This is a genomic window from Flavobacterium silvaticum (assembly GCF_012911565.1).
GTDB lineage: Bacteria > Bacteroidota > Bacteroidia > Flavobacteriales > Flavobacteriaceae > Flavobacterium > Flavobacterium silvaticum.
Genome location: NZ_JAAMPU010000096.1, coordinates 26,005 through 44,119, shown reverse-complemented (window position 1 = coordinate 44,119; position 18,115 = coordinate 26,005). Strand labels below are relative to the sequence as shown.

The 18,115-nt window shown below is 44.5% G+C and carries 14 protein-coding genes; 6 read left to right on the top strand and 8 right to left on the bottom strand.

Features of this window, described 5'->3' with window-relative positions:
* Positions 1-24 precede the first annotated feature (24 nt).
* The 4 genes from G6047_RS01945 to G6047_RS01930 form a co-directional block, all read right to left on the bottom strand.
* Positions 25-501 carry a hypothetical protein gene (locus G6047_RS01945; RefSeq protein ID WP_169525783.1) on the bottom strand — a complete coding sequence of 159 codons (477 nt, stop codon included), beginning with the start codon at positions 499-501 and terminating at the stop codon, positions 25-27.
* 129 nt (positions 502-630) lie between these two features.
* On the bottom strand, positions 631-1,899 hold the full coding sequence (locus G6047_RS01940; protein ID WP_169525876.1) for an aminotransferase class I/II-fold pyridoxal phosphate-dependent enzyme: 1,269 nt from the start codon (positions 1,897-1,899) through the stop codon (positions 631-633).
* A 155-nt stretch (positions 1,900-2,054) separates the two neighbouring features.
* Positions 2,055-2,264: a hypothetical protein gene (locus G6047_RS01935; RefSeq protein ID WP_169525782.1), complete on the bottom strand. Its 210-nt coding sequence runs from the start codon at positions 2,262-2,264 to the stop codon at positions 2,055-2,057.
* An 11-nt stretch (positions 2,265-2,275) separates the two neighbouring features.
* Entirely contained in the window at positions 2,276-7,012 is a 4,737-nt protein-coding gene (locus tag G6047_RS01930; RefSeq protein ID WP_169525781.1) for a beta strand repeat-containing protein, read from the bottom strand.
* A 295-nt stretch (positions 7,013-7,307) separates the two neighbouring features.
* Here G6047_RS01930 and G6047_RS01925 point away from each other — a divergent pair, with 295 nt between their 5' ends.
* From G6047_RS01925 to G6047_RS01915, 3 genes are all read left to right on the top strand, one after another.
* Positions 7,308-7,886, top strand: coding sequence for a non-canonical purine NTP diphosphatase (locus G6047_RS01925; protein WP_169525875.1), 579 nt, complete (start codon positions 7,308-7,310; stop codon positions 7,884-7,886).
* Positions 7,887-8,028: 142 nt separating this feature from the next.
* On the top strand, positions 8,029-9,873 hold the full coding sequence (locus G6047_RS01920) for a DEAD/DEAH box helicase (RefSeq protein ID WP_169525780.1): 1,845 nt from the start codon (positions 8,029-8,031) through the stop codon (positions 9,871-9,873).
* Between the two features lie 108 nt (positions 9,874-9,981).
* Positions 9,982-10,752: a carboxypeptidase-like regulatory domain-containing protein gene (locus tag G6047_RS01915; protein WP_169525779.1), complete on the top strand. Its 771-nt coding sequence runs from the start codon at positions 9,982-9,984 to the stop codon at positions 10,750-10,752.
* 187 nt (positions 10,753-10,939) lie between these two features.
* Here the strand turns inward: G6047_RS01915 and G6047_RS01910 are convergent, their stop codons facing one another.
* From G6047_RS01910 to G6047_RS01895, 4 genes are all read right to left on the bottom strand, one after another.
* Positions 10,940-11,443: an SRPBCC family protein gene (locus tag G6047_RS01910; protein ID WP_169525778.1), complete on the bottom strand. Its 504-nt coding sequence runs from the start codon at positions 11,441-11,443 to the stop codon at positions 10,940-10,942.
* On the bottom strand, positions 11,440-11,760 hold the full coding sequence (locus G6047_RS01905; RefSeq protein ID WP_169525777.1) for an ArsR/SmtB family transcription factor: 321 nt from the start codon (positions 11,758-11,760) through the stop codon (positions 11,440-11,442). The genes G6047_RS01910 and G6047_RS01905 overlap by 4 nt, the downstream gene beginning before the upstream one ends.
* 180 nt (positions 11,761-11,940) lie before the next feature.
* Positions 11,941-14,769, bottom strand: a complete 2,829-nt coding sequence (locus G6047_RS01900) for a T9SS type A sorting domain-containing protein (RefSeq protein ID WP_169525776.1) — start codon at positions 14,767-14,769, stop codon at positions 11,941-11,943.
* Positions 14,770-14,868: 99 nt separating this feature from the next.
* Positions 14,869-15,531 (bottom strand): TrmH family RNA methyltransferase, encoded by a 663-nt coding sequence (locus G6047_RS01895; RefSeq protein WP_169525775.1) that lies wholly within the window; start codon positions 15,529-15,531, stop codon positions 14,869-14,871.
* Positions 15,532-15,657: 126 nt separating this feature from the next.
* Here G6047_RS01895 and G6047_RS01890 point away from each other — a divergent pair, with 126 nt between their 5' ends.
* From G6047_RS01890 to G6047_RS01880, 3 genes are all read left to right on the top strand, one after another.
* Positions 15,658-16,851, top strand: a complete 1,194-nt coding sequence (locus G6047_RS01890) for a serine hydrolase domain-containing protein (RefSeq protein ID WP_169525774.1) — start codon at positions 15,658-15,660, stop codon at positions 16,849-16,851.
* A gap of 1 nt (position 16,852) precedes the next feature.
* The gene (locus G6047_RS01885) at positions 16,853-17,539 is read left to right on the top strand and encodes an SIR2 family NAD-dependent protein deacylase (protein ID WP_169525773.1); all 687 of its coding nucleotides are present in this window, start codon (positions 16,853-16,855) and stop codon (positions 17,537-17,539) included.
* Between the two features lie 178 nt (positions 17,540-17,717).
* On the top strand, positions 17,718-18,104 hold the full coding sequence (locus G6047_RS01880) for a hypothetical protein (protein WP_169525772.1): 387 nt from the start codon (positions 17,718-17,720) through the stop codon (positions 18,102-18,104).
* Positions 18,105-18,115 lie beyond the last annotated feature (11 nt).

The following is an 18,115-nucleotide window of genomic DNA, read 5'->3' as shown; positions in this document are numbered from 1 at the left end:
TTCACTGGATAACAATCAGACACCTCAATTCTTACAATCGGCTTTCACCAAAACAATGGCATCGATATATTTGATATGTTTTTGATTTTTGAATGACATTTTTCCGTCTTTATCTTCCATGTCTCCAGTTCCCATAATCAGTGACAATCCGTTTTTGAGGAAATTCATTTCGCGTACAGATTCGGTTCCTTCAGATTGAAATGTGTAGTCCAACTTCAAGGTATCTCCGGAAAATATACCTTCGACCTTTCCGTGGCTGCTGTCTTTTTCAAAATTCTTGAAATGCAATTCGCCGTTTACCTTATTTCCGGTTTGATTATAAGACAGTGAAATCGTGTCTTTTTGCTGGACGAATTCATAACAATTTTTTTCGGTTTCTGAGGAACTAACGATAGTATCTGTTTCTGTTTTGATCGGGCTTTCGCCTGCCTTGATTTCTTCTTTTTTATTGCAACCAATGAGTGATATAGCTATGGCAAATGATATTACACTATTTTTCATAAGATGGATTTTACTTAAAGATAGGGTAATTTGACGAATGACAAATGATGAATGACGAATGGCTTAAAAAACAAAAAACTGCCCCGTTCCCAAGGCAGTAATTATTAATTGTTAATCGTTAGTTATTAATTACCTCTCATCACTCACATCAACCGTATGCTTCTGAGCCAGTTCAAGGTAAACCCCATTGACCAGTTTCTCACGGATCGCATCGAATGCATCAAGTGTTTCCTCTATATCGGCGAGCGTATGTGAAGCGGTCGGGATCATACGCAACAGGATGATTCCTTTTGGCACTACCGGATACACAACGATCGAAAGGAAGATGTGATAGTTCTCACGCAAATCGTTTACGAGCATCATGGCTTCCGGAATGCTTCCTTCAAGATAAACCGGAGTTACGCACGTATTGGTATCGCCAATATTGAAACCGCGCCCTTTAAGGCCGTTTTGCAACGCATCGACATTTTCCCAAAGCTTGTCTTTGAGTTCCGGCATCGTCCGCAGCATCTCAAGCCTTTTAAGCGCACCTTTAGTCAGGATCATCGGCAATGCTTTGGCGAACATTTGCGAACGCAGGTTGTATTTTAAATAATCGATGATGTCTTTATCGCCGGCAATGAAAGCGCCTATACTGGCCATCGATTTGGCAAAAGTCGAAAAATACACATCGATGCCGTCCTGGCAATTTTGCTCCTCGCCCGCTCCGGCTCCTGTTTTTCCAAGCGTCCCGAATCCGTGGGCATCATCAACCAGCAAACGGAAGTTATATTTTTGTTTGAGGGCGACGATTTCTTTCAGTTTCCCTTGTTGTCCGCGCATCCCGAAAACACCTTCCGTAATCAAAAGGATTCCGCCTCCGTTTTCTTCGGCCATTTTGGTGGCACGCCCAAGGTTCTTTTCGATACTTTCGATATCGTTGTGCTTATAGGTAAATCGCTTACCCATGTGCAAACGGACACCGTCTATGATACACGCATGTGAATCCACATCGTATACGATTACATCATTCTTTGTCACCAATGCATCAATGGTAGAAACCATTCCCTGATAACCGAAATTAAGCAGGTAAGCAGCTTCTTTTTGAACGAAAGCAGCCAATTCATCCTGCAATTGTTCGTGCAGGCTGGTGTGTCCGCTCATCATTCGGGCGCCCATGGGATAAGCGGCTCCGTATTCCTGTGCAGCATCGGCGTCGGCTTTACGTACTTCCGGATGGTTCGCCAATCCGAGGTAATCATTGATGCTCCAGTTCAGGATTTCTTTTCCGTGAAATTGCATACGCGGTCCGAGTTCTCCTTCGAGTTTTGGGAATACGTAATATCCTTCGGCCTGTGAAGCCCATTTGCCCAACGGGCCTTTGCTGTTTTGGATTCTTTCGAATAAGTCTTTTACCATAGTGTAATTGGCTGCAGGAGAAACCCTGCAATTGCGTGCAAAAATAAGTATTATCTGCATAACCAAAAAACGGAATATTGCATTTAAGCCATAGCCGTCATAAAAAAACCGCCCCCTTGCAAGAGAGCGGTTTTGATTTTATAAGGAACCAGAAATTATTCCTTGTCTGCTTTGACGCGGGTCAATCCGTAAACGGCACCGGCAGCAAGACCGACAACCACAAAGCCGTCGATAAATGTCTGAGGTGTTTCGTCATCTACATCTTCATCGAATTCGTCCTGAGCAAATGCCGCCTGAACCGGTAGAGCAAAAAAAGCGATAACCAAAGCGGTTTTAAAGAAGGAAGCCAGAGCGTTATTTTTCATAGTCAATCTCATTATTTTACGATTAATTTCTTAGTGGCGCTCACATTGCCATTTGTTACACGGACCATATATACGCCTGAAGATAGTAATTTATCTGGCATAACCTGCAATGTATTCGCACTTGTAGCCACATTTGTAGTAGTGAACTGTTGTCCAAGTACATTTACAAGGCTTACGGTATAATTATCTCCTGAAGGTACTTTGATAAAGAATTTACCGTCAGTCACCGGGTTAGGATATACAGAGACACTATTGGCGAATTCACTGTCAGGGGTTCCGAGAGCTTCTTCGAATACAATGTTGAAACGGTTGGCTGCGATACTGGCCGCATCTGCTTCGTTTACTTCAAAAGTTACGTCGGTCACACCATCGTTTGTCAATTCTGTCTGTGTTCCCAAATAGGTATCCTGCAGATAGGCAATCGTTCCGAAAAGACCGGTAACCCTTGCGCGATACGTATATTGCGTGTGACGGTATTGTGTATGGGTCAATGGAATCACATCTGATGCAACCGGCATGGCACGGCTCTGGAAGCTGTAAGACAAATCTCCAATCAGCATGCCTGCATTTTCATCCTGGTTGACAGGCTTCTTGGCATCCATCGAATCCGCATCGTTCGTGTAAGTCGGGTCGAAGTTGACAACGAAACCGTCCGCAGCAGGGCCACTGGCGGCAAGGGCAGCCGAATCGTAAAGCGTCATTCTGATGCTTGATACCTGATCTTCGGCTGTTGTACGGAACAAATGTGTCGTAACGGTCGAAGTTCCTTTGTCTGATTCACGGAACGTCAATTGTCCGGCTCCGTTGGCATCAGTCATTACAAAAAACGCTTGTCCTGGTTGTGCAAACCTGTCGGCAACTGAAGAGTATGGCCCGTCCGGATCCTGGATTGTATTGGTGTTGCTTGATACGTTGACAGTGACATAACCACCGCGTGTATTGATTGTCGGATCCCAGATATAATAAAACGTTCTGTTGATATTGGTTGTCCCGGTAATGTTACCCAAAACTGTTTCCATATTTACAGGAGCCTGATATGGGTTTCCGATAAAACTGAATCCGGCAGCCGTCTGATTAATATCGGTACGGACAACATCGCCCTGAAGGATTGTACCTGTAGAACGGATAGTTGTATTTGTAGGTGTTGCTTCGTTATCTGTCTGATCTACGGAACGGTCTCCGCGAACAAGAATCCTGTATGCCGTACCAGCTACGAGGTTCGTAGCATTGGTATTTGTAACGGCCACCCAGTTACTGCCAGTTCCAGGATTGATGTTAAGGTATCTGAACATCGATGCATTGTTACTCAAAGAGGAATCGAAACCGTTGGTAATTGGTGAAGCACCTGTAATATCTGTTCCCAAACCAATCACAGCAGCTCCACCTTCCTGCCAGTTAGCACGGATAGTTCCGCCATTGACAGGTGAAGTAAGGAATCTGAAGGCACGACGTGCAGGAATATAACGTTCAATGGTCATAGTGCCACTAACAACACCTGTTACAGGAGCAATCATAGCGGTTGTGGTCGCATTACTCTTTAAAGTAATCTGGTCGCCTGTTGTGAATGTTCCAGCCTGAGGATTCAACGTTCCTGTAATACTCAACACGCTGTTGTTCGTTACGCCGGCTGTATTATTCAATGTAAGATTTTTGACAAAGTTTGTCTGGAATGCATTTGAAGGTATTGTCTGCGCAGACGATCCGATAAAGCTGACACCTCCGTCAACCACATTGATTGTACCCGTACTGTTGATTGCTCCTGCAATGCGGATAAAACCAGTTCCCGTAACAATAACGCTAGCTCCGGTAGACACATTCAGGTTGCGGCAAGTACCGGTAGCATTTGCAAGTGCCGGATATAATCCTGACCCGACTACTGGAATATTCGCATCGATTGTCGCATCCGGTATAATATTACAGCTCCAGTTAGAAGGTGTATTCCAATCGGTACTCGTAACTCCAACCCAGGTATTCGTACTTGAAACCGTTACGGTTACGGTAGCCGAAGTAGCCGAAGTACAAGGTGAATTGGTAACAATCGCACGGTAATAGGTAGTTACTGTCAAAGTTGCAGTAGTGTAAGAAGCAGTTGTAGCTCCGCTTCCACCGGTTACGTTAGCCCAGCCTGTTGAACCATCGGCAGATTGTTGCCATTGGATTGTTCCGGTGTAACCTGATAATGAAATAACAGTCGAAGTGTTAGGGCAGATTGTCGGATTGGCAGATGGCGTTCCGGCTACTGAAGCAGGATTAACCGTAACCTGGACATTTGATGAATTCGCAGCAGTACAAGGTGAATTGGTGACGACTGCACGATAATAAGTAGTTGCAGTAAGTGTCGGTGTTGTATAGGTTGCTGTCGTTGCACCGCTTCCGCCTGTTACGTTAGCCCAACCTGTCGAACCATCGGCAGATTGTTGCCATTGGATAGTTCCCACGGTTCCGGAAACCGATACTGAAGTCGAACTTCCCGTACAGATAGTCTGGTTGGAAGAAACCGTTCCGGCAACTGACGCAGGATTTACAGTAACCTGGACATTCGATGAAGTAGCAGAAGTACAAGGTGAATTAGTAACAACAGCACGATAATAGGTTGTAGCAGTAAGGTTTGGTGTGGTGTACGTTGCCGTAGTAGCTCCGCTTCCGCCTGTTACGTTAGCCCAGCCCGTTGAGCCATCGGCAGATTGTTGCCATTGGATAGTTCCCACAGTTCCGGAAACCGATACTGAAGTCGAACTTCCCGTACAGATAGTCTGGTTGGAAGAAACCGTTCCGGCATTGGAAACCGGCGTGATTGAAATCTGGACATTTGAAGTTGTAGCTGACGCACAAGGCGAACTCGTCACAACAGCCCTGTAATATGTCGCAGAAGTAAGGTTAGGAGTCGTATAGGTATCTGTAGTTGCTCCGCTTCCCCCGGTTACAGGAGCCCAGCCCGTGGAACCGTTTGCAGATTGTTCCCACTGGATCGTTCCTGTATATCCGGTAACTGAAACGGTAGTACTTGTATTGGAACAGATATTCTGATTTGATGACGGCGTTCCGGCAACAGAAGCTGGAGAAACCGTAATGGTAACTGCATTGGAAAGTACAGCCGCACAAACACCGCTGGTGATACGTGCCTTGTAATATCTTGTAGCAGTCAACGTACCTGTTGTGTAAGATGCCGAAGTAGCTCCGGTAACGTTCGAATAAGTTCCGGTCAAGGTAGTCGAAACCTGCCACTGGATAGCTGCACCGGCAGTGTAACCCGAAACAGACATCGTTGCTGTAGATCCCGTACAAACCGTAGTGCTTCCTGTAGCGGTACCTGCTACCGAAGTTGCACTTACTGCCACTGATACAATATTAGATGTAACTGCACAGCTGCTTCCTCCTGTCGCGGTGGCCACAACATAATAATAAAGTGTTCCTGCTGCAGATACAACCGGTGAATATGTCGGAGAGTTGCTTCCTACCGCAGTTGACCCGGAAGTACTCGCCGTAGTATTGCGGTACCACTGATACGATACTCCCGTTCCGCCAGCAGGTGCATAAAGGCTAACAGCCGTTCCCTGACACGTTGTTTCGTTTACAGGTTGTGTATAGAAGAAAGAGTTCAATGTGGCAGGGACGCTTGTGACACTACCAGCAGAATTTGTTACTGTAACTGTATAGCTTCCGGCACTTCCGGCAACAACAGGGTTTATAGTATAGGTATCAGAAGTTGCTCCGGAAATATTCACGCCATTCTTTTTCCACTGGTAGCTCAAACCTGTACCTGAAGCCACAACAGTAAAAGTAGCAGATGAGGATCCGTCAGGACAAACCACCTGGCTTACCGGTTGGGTTGTGATACGCGGCGCAGCATTCTGGACCGTTTGGGTGTTGAAAGCATAGAACGCCGGATCGGTATCACCGCCGGGAACAATCTTGAAACCAACAATGTTGGCATAGTTCGCACTGGTAATTCCAAATTCAGACAATTTGAAAGCCTGCATGAAAATATTTCTGGTATTCGCCGAGTTGAATGTTCCGTTAGGTGTAGTCGTGGCAAAAGTGGCACTGGCCAATGTATATAAATCTACCTTATACGTACCGATGGCCGAAGCCGCACTTATGGTTGAATTGACAACATTACCTACCGTATTACCCGAGGCATCTATAAATGAATATTTATCTGTAGATCCGGCAGGATCAGCGATGGCTCCCAATACGAAATCCGGAATCGCGTCTGCGAAGTCAATAACGTTTGGAACCGTCACAGGTATATTAATGATTGCCGATGCAGGAATATTCGTCACACCCGTACCGACATCAAGTCCGTGCTGACCATCTGTAAGAACGTATGGAACAGTGTAGCTGTTTATAGCAGAGAGGTTATAACCACTCGCCACGCCATCGACCTTTGTCGCCAAGGCCATATAATTACTGCTTCCGACGCTTCCGGCCATGCTTTGGAATGCATACGCCTGAAAATTAGCAGCTGTAAATGCCCCTACCGAACCTGAGTTCGCAGTCAGGATAGCATCGTTGACGCCTGTCGAATAGGTCACTCCCGCATATCTGAATGCAAGTACGTTGTGGCGATCATCAGGCTGGTTGGTCGAAGATGTCGCATCTGACAAATAAAAGCCGTTGTAATCTGTGATGATGCGGGTTACTGTCTGGGCGTCTGCCTGGATCGACAAAAAGATCATAGCCATCATAAACAAGCTTCGGCAAACTTTCGAGGAAAAAGCATTGGAAACGAGTAGTTTTGAAACCATACGGAATAATTTTAATTAACAATTTGGGCGTTGCTTTGTTAAAAAATTACGCTGGATTCAATCAAGGCAATTTTCGGCAACAAGCAGCAAAATAACATATTATAAGTGGGAAAACCTACTATTCCCCAATAATTTGATAAAGAGTTTGATTTCATCGGTAAATTTCATTCAATAAGTCTCAAAATTTGCCAATATGATAAAATTGTTAATGATTCCTTGACATACGGGCGGTTTTATTTGTAGGTTTTTTCAGATTTTAAATTTTCACATGATGCATATTTCAGATATTTGTGCCATGAAATTACTATTCGCCTCCCAAAATCAACACAAAATCGAGGAAATCCGCGCGATGTTACCTGGACATATCGAGCTGATAAGTCTGTCCGATATCGGTTCCGATGACGACATTCCCGAAACTGCCGATACCCTGGAAGGCAATGCCATCCTCAAAGCCAATTTCGTCTCTGAAAAATACAATCCGGATTGTTTCGCCGATGACACCGGCCTTGAAGTCGAAGCGCTTAACAATGCTCCTGGAGTATATTCCGCCAGATACGCCGGAGAACAGAAAAACGCATCGGACAACATCAAAAAACTGCTGTCGGAACTAGATGGAAAGCCAAACCGTTCGGCCCAATTCAAAACGGTCATCGCGTTGAATTTAAACGGAAATCAACATTTGTTTGAAGGAATTGTCCGCGGAAAAATCACATACGAACCTATTGGAAATAAAGGTTTCGGTTATGATCCGGTTTTTATTCCGGAAGGCTACGACAGGACTTTTGCCCAAATGGAAATGTACGAAAAAGCTAAGATGAGCCATCGCGGAAGAGCACTTGGAAAACTGATCGATTTCTTGAATTCAAATACCTGACAGAAAGGTCAAATATCAGATAACCGAAAACCCGTAATCTACAACAGCACTCCTTAACTCGTTAATTATTAATTAATTATTATTTACCGACTGCTCATCGGGAATAAAACCCTACCTTTGCACCCAATTTTAAAAATTCATAATGAACAAATTTGAACAATTAGGACTAAACGAATCCCTTTTACAGGCTGTCGCGGACATGGGATTTGAAACTCCTTCAGACGTACAGGAAAAAGCGATTCCCCTATTGTTGGCCGACGAAATTGACATTGTCGCACTGGCGCAGACCGGAACTGGCAAAACAGCCGCATTCGGTTTTCCGCTGATCCAGAAACTGGATGTAAATAACAGGAATACACAGGCGCTTATCCTTGCCCCTACACGCGAACTTTGTTTGCAGATAACCAACGAGATAAAGCATTACTCCAAATATGTAAAAGGCCTTCACACCGTGGCCGTTTACGGAGGTGCTTCAATTACCGAACAAGCGCGCGAAGTTCGTAAAGGCGCACAAATCATTGTAGCGACTCCAGGCCGTATGCAGGATATGATCAACCGTGGCCTGGTCAACATCACCACAATCAATTACTGCGTTCTGGACGAGGCAGACGAAATGCTCAACATGGGCTTTTACGAAGACATCGTCTCTATTCTTTCCACAACTCCGGACGAAAAGAAAACCTGGTTGTTTTCTGCGACCATGCCGGCTGAAGTAGCCCGTATCGCCAAAGAATTCATGAGCGATCCGACCGAAATCACAGTTGGTGCACGCAACTCGGGTTCGGCTACGGTTTCCCACGAATTTTACCTTGTAAATGCGCGTGACCGTTACGAGGCTCTGAAACGCCTTGCAGATTCGAATCCGGATATTTTCTCAGTTGTTTTCTGCCGCACCAAACGCGACACACAACATGTTGCCGAAAAACTCATCGAAGACGGATATAACGCTGCAGCCCTGCACGGGGATTTGTCTCAGGCGCAACGTGATTCGGTAATGAAATCGTTCCGCGGAAGACAGGTTCAAATGTTGGTTGCGACCGATGTGGCCGCACGTGGAATCGACGTGGATAATGTGACTCACGTTATCAACTACCAGCTTCCTGACGAAGTCGAAACCTACAATCACCGCTCAGGCCGTACAGGTCGTGCCGGGAAATTAGGAACCTCGATTGTCATCATCACGAAAAGTGAAATGCGTAAGATTTCTGCTATCGAGCGTATCATCAAACAGAAATTCGTAGAAAAGACGATTCCATCTGGAATTGAGATCTGCGAAATCCAGTTGTTCCATTTGGCCAACAAAATCAAGGATGTTGAAGTCGACCACGAGATCGACAATTACCTGCCAGCGATTTATGAATTGATGAAGGATCTTTCCAAAGAAGAACTCATCAAGAAAATGGTATCGGTGGAATTCAACCAATTCCTTAATTATTACAAGAATACACGCAATGTTTCTGCCCAGGTTTCGTCCGATGAAAGACGTGAAGGCAAAGCATCGTTCAATGAAAATTCCACACGTTATTTCATCAACATAGGTTCACGCGACGATTTCGACTGGATGCAACTCAAGGATTTCCTTCGCGAAGTGCTTGAATTAGGGAAAGAAGACGTGTACAAAGTCGATGTGAAAGAAGGCTTCTCATTCTTCAGTACAGATCCGCATTTGAGCGATAAAGTAATGGAAACATTGAACAACGTTACGCTTGAAGGCCGACGCATCAATGTGGAAATTTCTAAAAACGACGGCGGTGGAAACAGCGGCAGACGCGATCACAACGGACGCAATTCCGGAAATTTTGCACCAAGGGGCGACCGCAAATTCGACCGTGGGGACAGAGGTGGTTTCCGTTCCGATCGTTCAGACAAAACATCGTTCGCCAAAAAGGACGGCGCACGCAAAAAGCCGGATGGATTTGCACCGCGCGCCCCGCGGCGTTCCGATAGTTTCGACGCTCCGAAGCCGCGCCGTACAAGGAAAGATTAACATAGAACCAGTTTAAATTGACTGTTCTCTGTTAATTTTCATATAATTCTAAAAAGACTGTAAACGAACTTGGCGCTATTTATTTATTTTAGCCCTTTAAAACCAAGCATGAGATCGTTTACAGTCTTTCTTTTTTTAGCGATTGCCACCAGCCTTTTCGCCCAGAAAAACGAAGGAATCCAAAAAATTTCCGGTGTCGTTTCGAACGATGCTACGCTATTGCCGCTAATGAACGCCAACATCGTGAACCTGAACAAGGTCAAAGGCGCCGTTACCGACGAGCGCGGACGTTTTGAGATCGAGGCCGAAGTAAACGATACACTCCATGTTTCACTGATCGGTTTCCAGCCACTTATGGTTCGCGTCACAAATGACTGGATCAGAAACAAAACAGCTACCATTTCACTTACGGAAAAAGCAATTGCGCTTGAAGAAGTAATCATTCAGCCTTACCGATTGACCGGATATCTCGAAGTAGACACCAAACTGATCCCGATTCCAGAAAATTATCGGTATAGTATTTCCGGCTTGCCTCAGGGTTATGAAGCCGGTGCTTATTCTCCCGGCGCCTTTGGAAAAGTCATGGGTTCGCTATTCAATCCGGCCGATGCTTTGTATAATTTCTTCGGGAAAAAACCGGCTGAACTGAAAAAGCTGCGTGAATATAAAAAGGACGAAAACGTCCGCAACCTGCTCGAATCCAAATACGACCGCGAGACTGTCGCCGCCCTTTTAGGTGTGGACAAAAGCGAAATCCCTGAAATCCTGGCCCGATGCAATTATTCGGAATCGTTCGCCAAAACCGCGAATGACTTACAGGTTATGGAAGCCATTTCCGAATGCTACGAGGAATACAAAATCCTCAAAAAGAAAAATTAGAAGCTGGCTAATCTTAGCTAAAAGCGAAGTTTTTTTCGTATCTCTTTTCAAGTCAAAATTTGATTTAAAATCTTCTTTGTGTCTTTGCGCCTTCGTGTCTTCGTGTCAAAAAAAAGAGCGAAGCGACATAAAACAAAAACCCTTGAACAAAAATCCAAGGGTCGTAAATACTGATAAATCCAAAAAATCAGGCTTTCCCCGAATCCAGCAACGCTTCCAGATTGCCCAATCCCATCGTAAAGCCTTCCTTAAAGCCCATTTCGATCATTTTTTCCAAAGCCTCTACGGTCTCATAAGTAATGTCGATGTTTACCGTTGTTGAATCTCCGTTTCCCGTAAATGTGTTTGTCCATTGCGAACGGCTTATTCCGTTAGTGATGACTCCATTCTCGTCACAAAAAGCATTAAGGTTGGAAAACTGCTTTTTGTCTTCGATATTGCTGTAGTCTGCCAAAGACCAATGCTCTTCACCTTCCGGGCTAACCATGGCATAGAGCCATCTTCCGCCATCACGGAAATCAAGGCTTTTTGTTTTGGCTTTCCATGGTTTTGGCGCCCACCATTGGTCGAGCAATTCCGGTTTTGTCCATGCCGCCCAGACCCGGTCCAAATCTGCTGCGAATTCACGTTTAACATAGATTTTTTTGTTTTCCTTGTCTACTGAAAAATTAAATAAAAGAGGATTCTTCATGATTTCTGATTTTTTAATTGTTCTAATACGTTGTCTAATTGTTCGAATTTGGTGGCCAGTAAACTTTTGAATTTGGTAATCCACTCTTCTACCTCTGTCATGCGATCCGGATTCAAATGGTAAAAAATTTCCCGCCCGTTTTTTTGCTGGGTCAGCAAATCGGCTTCCGAAAGCACCTGCAGATGCTTTGAAACCGCTTGCCGGCTAGATTTAAAGTGTTCGGCCACGGCATTTGGCGTCATGGCCTGTGCGGCAATCAGCAATAAAATCGCCCTGCGTGTCGGATCGGCCAAAGCCTGAAAAACATCCCTTTTCATCTGTTTTGAATTAAATTGCGCAATCATTCAGTTGCAAATATATGCAATCATTTGGTTGCGCAATGAAAATTTGATTTTTTTTTTAGGATATGTATCAGCAGCACTTCCTTCCGAAAAAAAGGAAGCAAAAAATGCGACATTTAATGCCGCATTTAACAAAGAAAGTTAAAAGATAAGTACTTACTTTTTAATCAGTTTTATACTGTAAGACTTATTGTTATCCAACGTTGCCTTCACCACATAAATTCCATTGGGGAATTGCGATACGTTGATGCTGCCCTGTTGCACAGCCATCAATTCCTTACCCAACAAATCATACAATTTCACTTCTGAAACTGCCGCATCAGCAGAATGAACCGTTATCAGTCCATTGCCCGGATTCGGATAAATCGAAATACCATTGGTCAACGAAACCGTATCTGTACCCAAAAACGGATCGAATTCAAAAGCGCCCATGTCGATGACGTCGTCCAGGATTCTGTCGTTTCCATCCAAATCCAGGACGCTCAGGTACAAATCCGGAATCAGACCGGTATTGAACAAGGCGGAATCACCGGCATTGATGGCAGGACTCTCTTGGATCAATCTGTAATCTTCATTTGCGGCATCCACGAACATGGGGTTGGTATCAAGGTTCCCACCCAGATCAATGCAAAAGTCAGGAAGATTAAAATCGTTGAACATGCCTCCGTCCCAGTTTGCGCTGCCGCCACTTCCTTCAATAAGTGAATTTTTGATGTTGATGGACCGATAAGTCCACAGATTTTGCCCGTACGGAAAGAAAGAAGTGTTGTTGTAAATTATCGAATTGCGGATTTCGGTGGTTCCTATCGGTATACCAAGTGCCGTATCACTCATATAAATCGCCCCGCCCAATGGGTTTGGTGCATGGTTCTGTGTGAACGTGCTGTTGGTGATGAAGAATTCGCCCCCGAATGACCGGGTTATCGCGCCGCCGCTACCGGCTGCCCTGTTGTTTGCAAACAAGGAGTTGTTAACGGATAGGAAATCGCCTTGTTTGCCTTGATACCACAGTGCGCAGTTATGGTTATGCTTAAAGGTGCAACGGTCGATAGTCACATTCAGCGGATGTATCATCCAAGGTGCATCTGGATAGGTATTCGTACCAAAAACCGTAAGTATTCCGCCGTCATATGAATTGTCCCCATTTTCCTCGAATATGGAATCGGTAATGGTGGCTTTACTGTTGAGGATGAGTACAACCTTCCCGACTCCCGATGTCACGTCGTTGTCATTGTTAGCGAAAACGCATTCGTCAATACGGGCGTCGCTATCATCGATTACAGCCATAGCCGAACCCATGAAAGCATAGTTCCCCGAAAAGAGACATCTGGTAAATGTACTCTGTGCCCTGTCGAACAACATTACGGTGTATGGATAATTGACACCTTCCGTATTGATCGCTGTGTTGTTTACGAACGAGCAATCGGTAAACGAATTATGGCCTTCCCTCCGCATCTCTGCAGCGCTGTAATTCAAACCGGTGAATACAATGTTCGAATAGCTTGCGTCTGAGTTGCTTTCAAAAAGCCCGTACATGTATTCGGGAGAATCTTCATTGTTGGTGATGACAAAACCATCGAGCAACGTTTCGGCAGAAAGGTTCTGGCCTGAGGGATAAAAATTTCCGATAATGGCCCGATATACTGATGTCAGCACCGTAGGATGAAGTTCAGCATCACGATCTGCAAATGTCGGATTTCCTTCAGACGGGAATCCGCCATACACCTTGACGCTGTCCCTTAAACGGAAATAAGGGTCAGGCGCATTATAAGTTCCTTCTGCAACCCACACTTCCCTATTCCTGAACTGATTGTCCATCATCAGTTGTAAATCACCCGAGGCATTCGCCCAGGAAGATCCGTCGCCCGTCCCGTTTTGCTTTACATACAAGATTTCAGATTGCACCGTCTGGCTTTCTGAAAGCCCGATATCTATGGCATCGACGATTCTGTTATTATTGAAAAAGTCTTTATCGACTGTATTCACGGCAGCTTCAAATGCAGCGGTATTTCCTTTATTGATCGCGAAAGAACTGGCAGATATGGAATAATCAGCATTGAACGTAGGGTTGATATCGAGGTTACCACCCATGTCATGTCCGTAAACCTGATATTGAGGCCCTTCCAGGAAATAATCGCTGCCACCACATCCTTGCAGTATACAATTATACGCATAAAAGTTACCATTAGATCCGGCGTTGTAATTGTCGTTGGTAAAGGTCGTGAACTGAACCTCGGCCGTATTTCCGTAGATAATACTATTGTAGAAATAAACGTTTGATGTCACCAGCCAAATTCCGCCTATAGGACCTTGTGCATGGTTGTCCGCTATAACGCAATTGTAAAATTTAAGGTTGCCGCTGTTGATACGAATTCCGGCAGCTTCGCCATCTGTTCCCGGTGTTACGACAGTGGAATTATGATGGATCAGTACATGGATGAAAGTAGAATTGGAATTGCTTATGCTTACGCCGCCGCCCAAGCCCTGAAAAGAGGTATTATTCCTGATAGTCAGGTTGCGGAAGGTAGCATCGCAGTTGTACGCCCAAATTCCGGCGCCTACGTTTGCGTAACCGTTCTGGATGATAAAGCCATCGAGTATGGTATCAGGGCTTAGCGATTCGAAAAGGCCTGACGCCTGAAGTACACGAGCCTGATTACCGTTGAGGATGGTCTCGAATGCCTTGGGGTTACGTTCAGCCAACGTTGGATTTTCAGCATCGGGAAAACCACCGTACACCGAAACGCCATCTTTCAAAGAAAAATTCTGGCCAACAGCTCTCTGATACATTCCTTGTTTGACCCAAACCTGATCACCGGCAACCGCGTTGTTGATAACGGCCTGTAAATCACCGGAAGATTGCGCCCAACTGGTTCCGGTTCCGGTTCCGTTTGGGGAAACATACCAAATGTTATCCTGAGATAAAACGCATTGAAAGCTAAAAAATGTTAAAATAAATGCAATAAAAGCAGAGGTTTTGGTCATAATGATTGGCTTTTCGGTGTAAATTCAAAAGAAAAACAAATCATTGGAAAAATACCCTAGTGCAATTTGTAAACTAAATAGTACAATTCCGCTATTCGTTTAAGAATCAATATTTTGATTGAACCGTTGTTCGATCCGTTTGATATCCTTAATTGACTTTCGCGCCCAGTCGAGGCGTTTTTCAATTATTTCAGATTCTGATAACCGCCAGTCTATATCGGAATTACGCAAGCGTGAAGTCAGGCTTTGCAAAATGATGGCTGCAGATACGGAAATATTGAGGCTTTCGGTAAAACCGACCATCGGAATTTTGAGGAAACCGTCGGCCGCGTTGAGAACTTCCTGTGAAAGCCCGTTGCGTTCCGTCCCAAAAAAGAAAGCTGATTTTTGGTTAATGTCGAAATTTTCCAACAGGCAATCATTTTCATGAGGCGTCGTTGCGACAATCCTGTAACCCGAAGATTTCAGATGTGAAATACATTCGCTTATACTGCCGAATCTGTTTATATCGACCCATTTTTCTGCGCCCATCGCAATTTCCTTATCGATTGTTTTGCTGTATTTCTCCTCAATCACATGGAGCTGCTGAATCCCAAAAACCTCGCACGATCGCATAACCGCGCTTGTGTTGTGAAGCTGGAATACATCTTCGATGGCAACGGTAAAATGATTGGTTCGTCTCGAAAGAATATCGTGAAATTTAGCTTTGCGGTTTTCGGTCAGGAAACCTTCGAGGTACTCCAGGAGTTGTATATCTGCCATAAAATTGCGGTTACACAAATATAATGGTTCGTCAGGACCGAATCGTTACATACCATTCCAATAAATAACGCTTCTGTAATTTGCCGCCATTTTCTATCTTTATGTAAATCGGATAAAACGCCATCCATGTCATCAAAAAACCACCGTCGGATTTTTTTCTTAGTTCTCTTTTTTACAGGTGCCTGCATAGGCCAATCAATCCGAAAGCTTGACAACACACGTATTTCCTCAGCAGATCTGAATACGAAAATCGAGACGTTGATAAAAGCCGCCAATGTCCAGGGATTGGCGGTTGCCGTCTTTAATGATAACAAACCGGTTTACGCGAAGACGTTCGGATACAAAAACATCCGGACAAAAGAGCCGATAAAAATGGATACGAATATGTACGGCGCTTCATTAAGCAAACCCGTTTTTGCGACCATGGTGATGCGGCTTGTGGAAGAAGGAATTCTTGACCTCGACAAGCCGCTTCAGGATTATCTGCCCAAACCCATCTACGAATACACGCCGACAAAAAAATGGCATGACAACTATAAAGACCTGAAGGACGACCCCGCTTATAGAAAAATCACCGCCCGTATGTGCCTCGATCATACGTCAGGCTTTCCAAATTGGAGATGGACGGAACCAGACCAGAAATTGCGTGTCAAAACAACTTCGGGTTCCAGATACAGCTATTCCGGCGAAGGACTGGTCTACTTGCAGGTCGTATTGGAATATTACCTGAACAAACCATTGGAGGAATTGATGCGTGAATATGTTTTCATTCCACTTCAAATGAACAACTCTTCGTACACGTGGCAGCCCCGTTTTGAAAAAGATTATTGTATGGGCCATCAATCAAATGGCGAATTGTACGAAAAAGATAAGGATAATGATGCGAGGTCGGCCAGCACATTAGAGACTACATTCGAAGATTATATCCTGTTTACCAAAGCTATCCTGACAAATCAGTTGCTCAAAAAGTCAACCACAGACGAAATGTTCCGGCAACAAGTTAAGATACGTTCGGTTGCCCAATTCGGGCCATTAAGTGTAAAGGATTCCGAGGCAAATGACAGTATCAACCTGGGTTACGGTCTCGGGTGGGGGTTACTGACGACTCCATACGGAACTGGTGCTTTCAAGGAAGGGCACGGCGACGGTTTCCAGCATTATTCAATCCTTTTTCCGAAAGCCGGAATTGGAATAATCATCATGAGCAACAGCGACAATGCCGAAAGTATCTTCAAGGAACTGCTCGAAACAGCAATAGGTGATACGTACACGCCGTGGCAATGGGAAAATTATATCCCCTACAATCTCAAAAAACAGTAACATGAAAAAACTACTCGTACTTTCCGGAGCCGGAATCTCTGCCGAATCCGGAATCAAGACATTCCGAGACGCCGACGGACTATGGGAAGGCCACGATGTAATGGAAGTCGCGACACCAGAAGGTTTCCAAAAAAATCCAGCACTCGTACTTGAATTTTATAACCAACGCAGAAAACAGCTCAAAGACGTCAAACCGAATGCCGCACACATCGGGCTAGCCGAACTGGAAAAAGATTTCGACATTTCCGTCGTGACCCAAAACGTAGATGATTTGCACGAACGCGGCGGAAGCTCGAAAATCGTTCACCTGCACGGCCAATTGTTACAGGCAAGAAGTTCACACAATCCTGAAGCGATCATAGATTGGACAGCTGATATTGCACTTGGACAGAAAGCAACTGACGGAAGCCAGCTCCGGCCGCACATCGTCTGGTTCGGTGAAGCGGTTCCGGCTATGGAAGAAGCAATCAGGCTTGCAGATGACGCCGATATTCTTGTCGTGATCGGAACTTCTTTGCAAGTGTATCCTGCGGCGGGATTGATATCTTATGTCCGGCCAGAAGTCCCCGTTTTTTACATAGATCCGAAACCTGCGGAGATTCCGTGGATGCCGAATGCCGTTGAAGTCATATCAATGACCGCATCTGAGGGAATTGCAGTGTTGCGCAAACGTTTGACTGCTTTGTAAAACATTTTCTTGTCGTTCACTGACAAACCCCATTTTTAAACTGGTTTTTCAACGTCATTGTGTTTTAATTTTTTTGAAATCCTTACGCAAGTTTGTTGGACGAAAATTGTAAGTTTGGAATAATAAACAGCTGAATATGAGAATCATTTATGGAAATATTCATTAAAATCTATTGTACATGAAGTCAATTCCCAGCATAATATTCTTCGCTTTGATTATAAATTCAGTTTTTACAGTCGCTCAGAAAATACCGGAAAAAACATATTGTCGTTCCACTTACAAATATGATCAGGCCAATGCAATCGATCTTATAGAAATCAGTGCCGATGGAAACTTTACTTTTTTAGAATATTGCAAGACAAGTCCCGAAAGTCAAATGAGCCCAATAGGACAGAAAATAAAGGAAAGAAATCTAAAACTAATTGTCACCGGAAACGGAAAATATAAAATGGAATCCGGACAATTAATTTTAAGATTTGATACCTTCGATACACACGGAAACCAAAGCACGTTTGATTTCCGCAGAGATACGATGCGTTTTTTACTGAGTGATTTAAAAAGTTAATATCAATCCCG

What these genes read in the sequence shown, in the direction of transcription:
- G6047_RS01945 (WP_169525783.1), bottom strand. Translation starts at nt 501, where the DNA reads ATGAAAAATAGTGTAATATCATTTGCCATAGCTATATCACTCATTGGT.
- G6047_RS01940 (WP_169525876.1), bottom strand. Translation starts at nt 1,899, where the DNA reads ATGGTAAAAGACTTATTCGAAAGAATCCAAAACAGCAAAGGCCCGTTG.
- G6047_RS01935 (WP_169525782.1), bottom strand. Translation starts at nt 2,264, where the DNA reads ATGAAAAATAACGCTCTGGCTTCCTTCTTTAAAACCGCTTTGGTTATC.
- G6047_RS01930 (WP_169525781.1), bottom strand. Translation starts at nt 7,012, where the DNA reads ATGGTTTCAAAACTACTCGTTTCCAATGCTTTTTCCTCGAAAGTTTGC.
- G6047_RS01925 (WP_169525875.1), top strand. Translation starts at nt 7,308, where the DNA reads ATGAAATTACTATTCGCCTCCCAAAATCAACACAAAATCGAGGAAATC.
- G6047_RS01920 (WP_169525780.1), top strand. Translation starts at nt 8,029, where the DNA reads ATGAACAAATTTGAACAATTAGGACTAAACGAATCCCTTTTACAGGCT.
- G6047_RS01915 (WP_169525779.1), top strand. Translation starts at nt 9,982, where the DNA reads ATGAGATCGTTTACAGTCTTTCTTTTTTTAGCGATTGCCACCAGCCTT.
- G6047_RS01910 (WP_169525778.1), bottom strand. Translation starts at nt 11,443, where the DNA reads ATGAAGAATCCTCTTTTATTTAATTTTTCAGTAGACAAGGAAAACAAA.
- G6047_RS01905 (WP_169525777.1), bottom strand. Translation starts at nt 11,760, where the DNA reads ATGAAAAGGGATGTTTTTCAGGCTTTGGCCGATCCGACACGCAGGGCG.
- G6047_RS01900 (WP_169525776.1), bottom strand. Translation starts at nt 14,769, where the DNA reads ATGACCAAAACCTCTGCTTTTATTGCATTTATTTTAACATTTTTTAGC.
- G6047_RS01895 (WP_169525775.1), bottom strand. Translation starts at nt 15,531, where the DNA reads ATGGCAGATATACAACTCCTGGAGTACCTCGAAGGTTTCCTGACCGAA.
- G6047_RS01890 (WP_169525774.1), top strand. Translation starts at nt 15,658, where the DNA reads ATGTCATCAAAAAACCACCGTCGGATTTTTTTCTTAGTTCTCTTTTTT.
- G6047_RS01885 (WP_169525773.1), top strand. Translation starts at nt 16,853, where the DNA reads ATGAAAAAACTACTCGTACTTTCCGGAGCCGGAATCTCTGCCGAATCC.
- G6047_RS01880 (WP_169525772.1), top strand. Translation starts at nt 17,718, where the DNA reads ATGAAGTCAATTCCCAGCATAATATTCTTCGCTTTGATTATAAATTCA.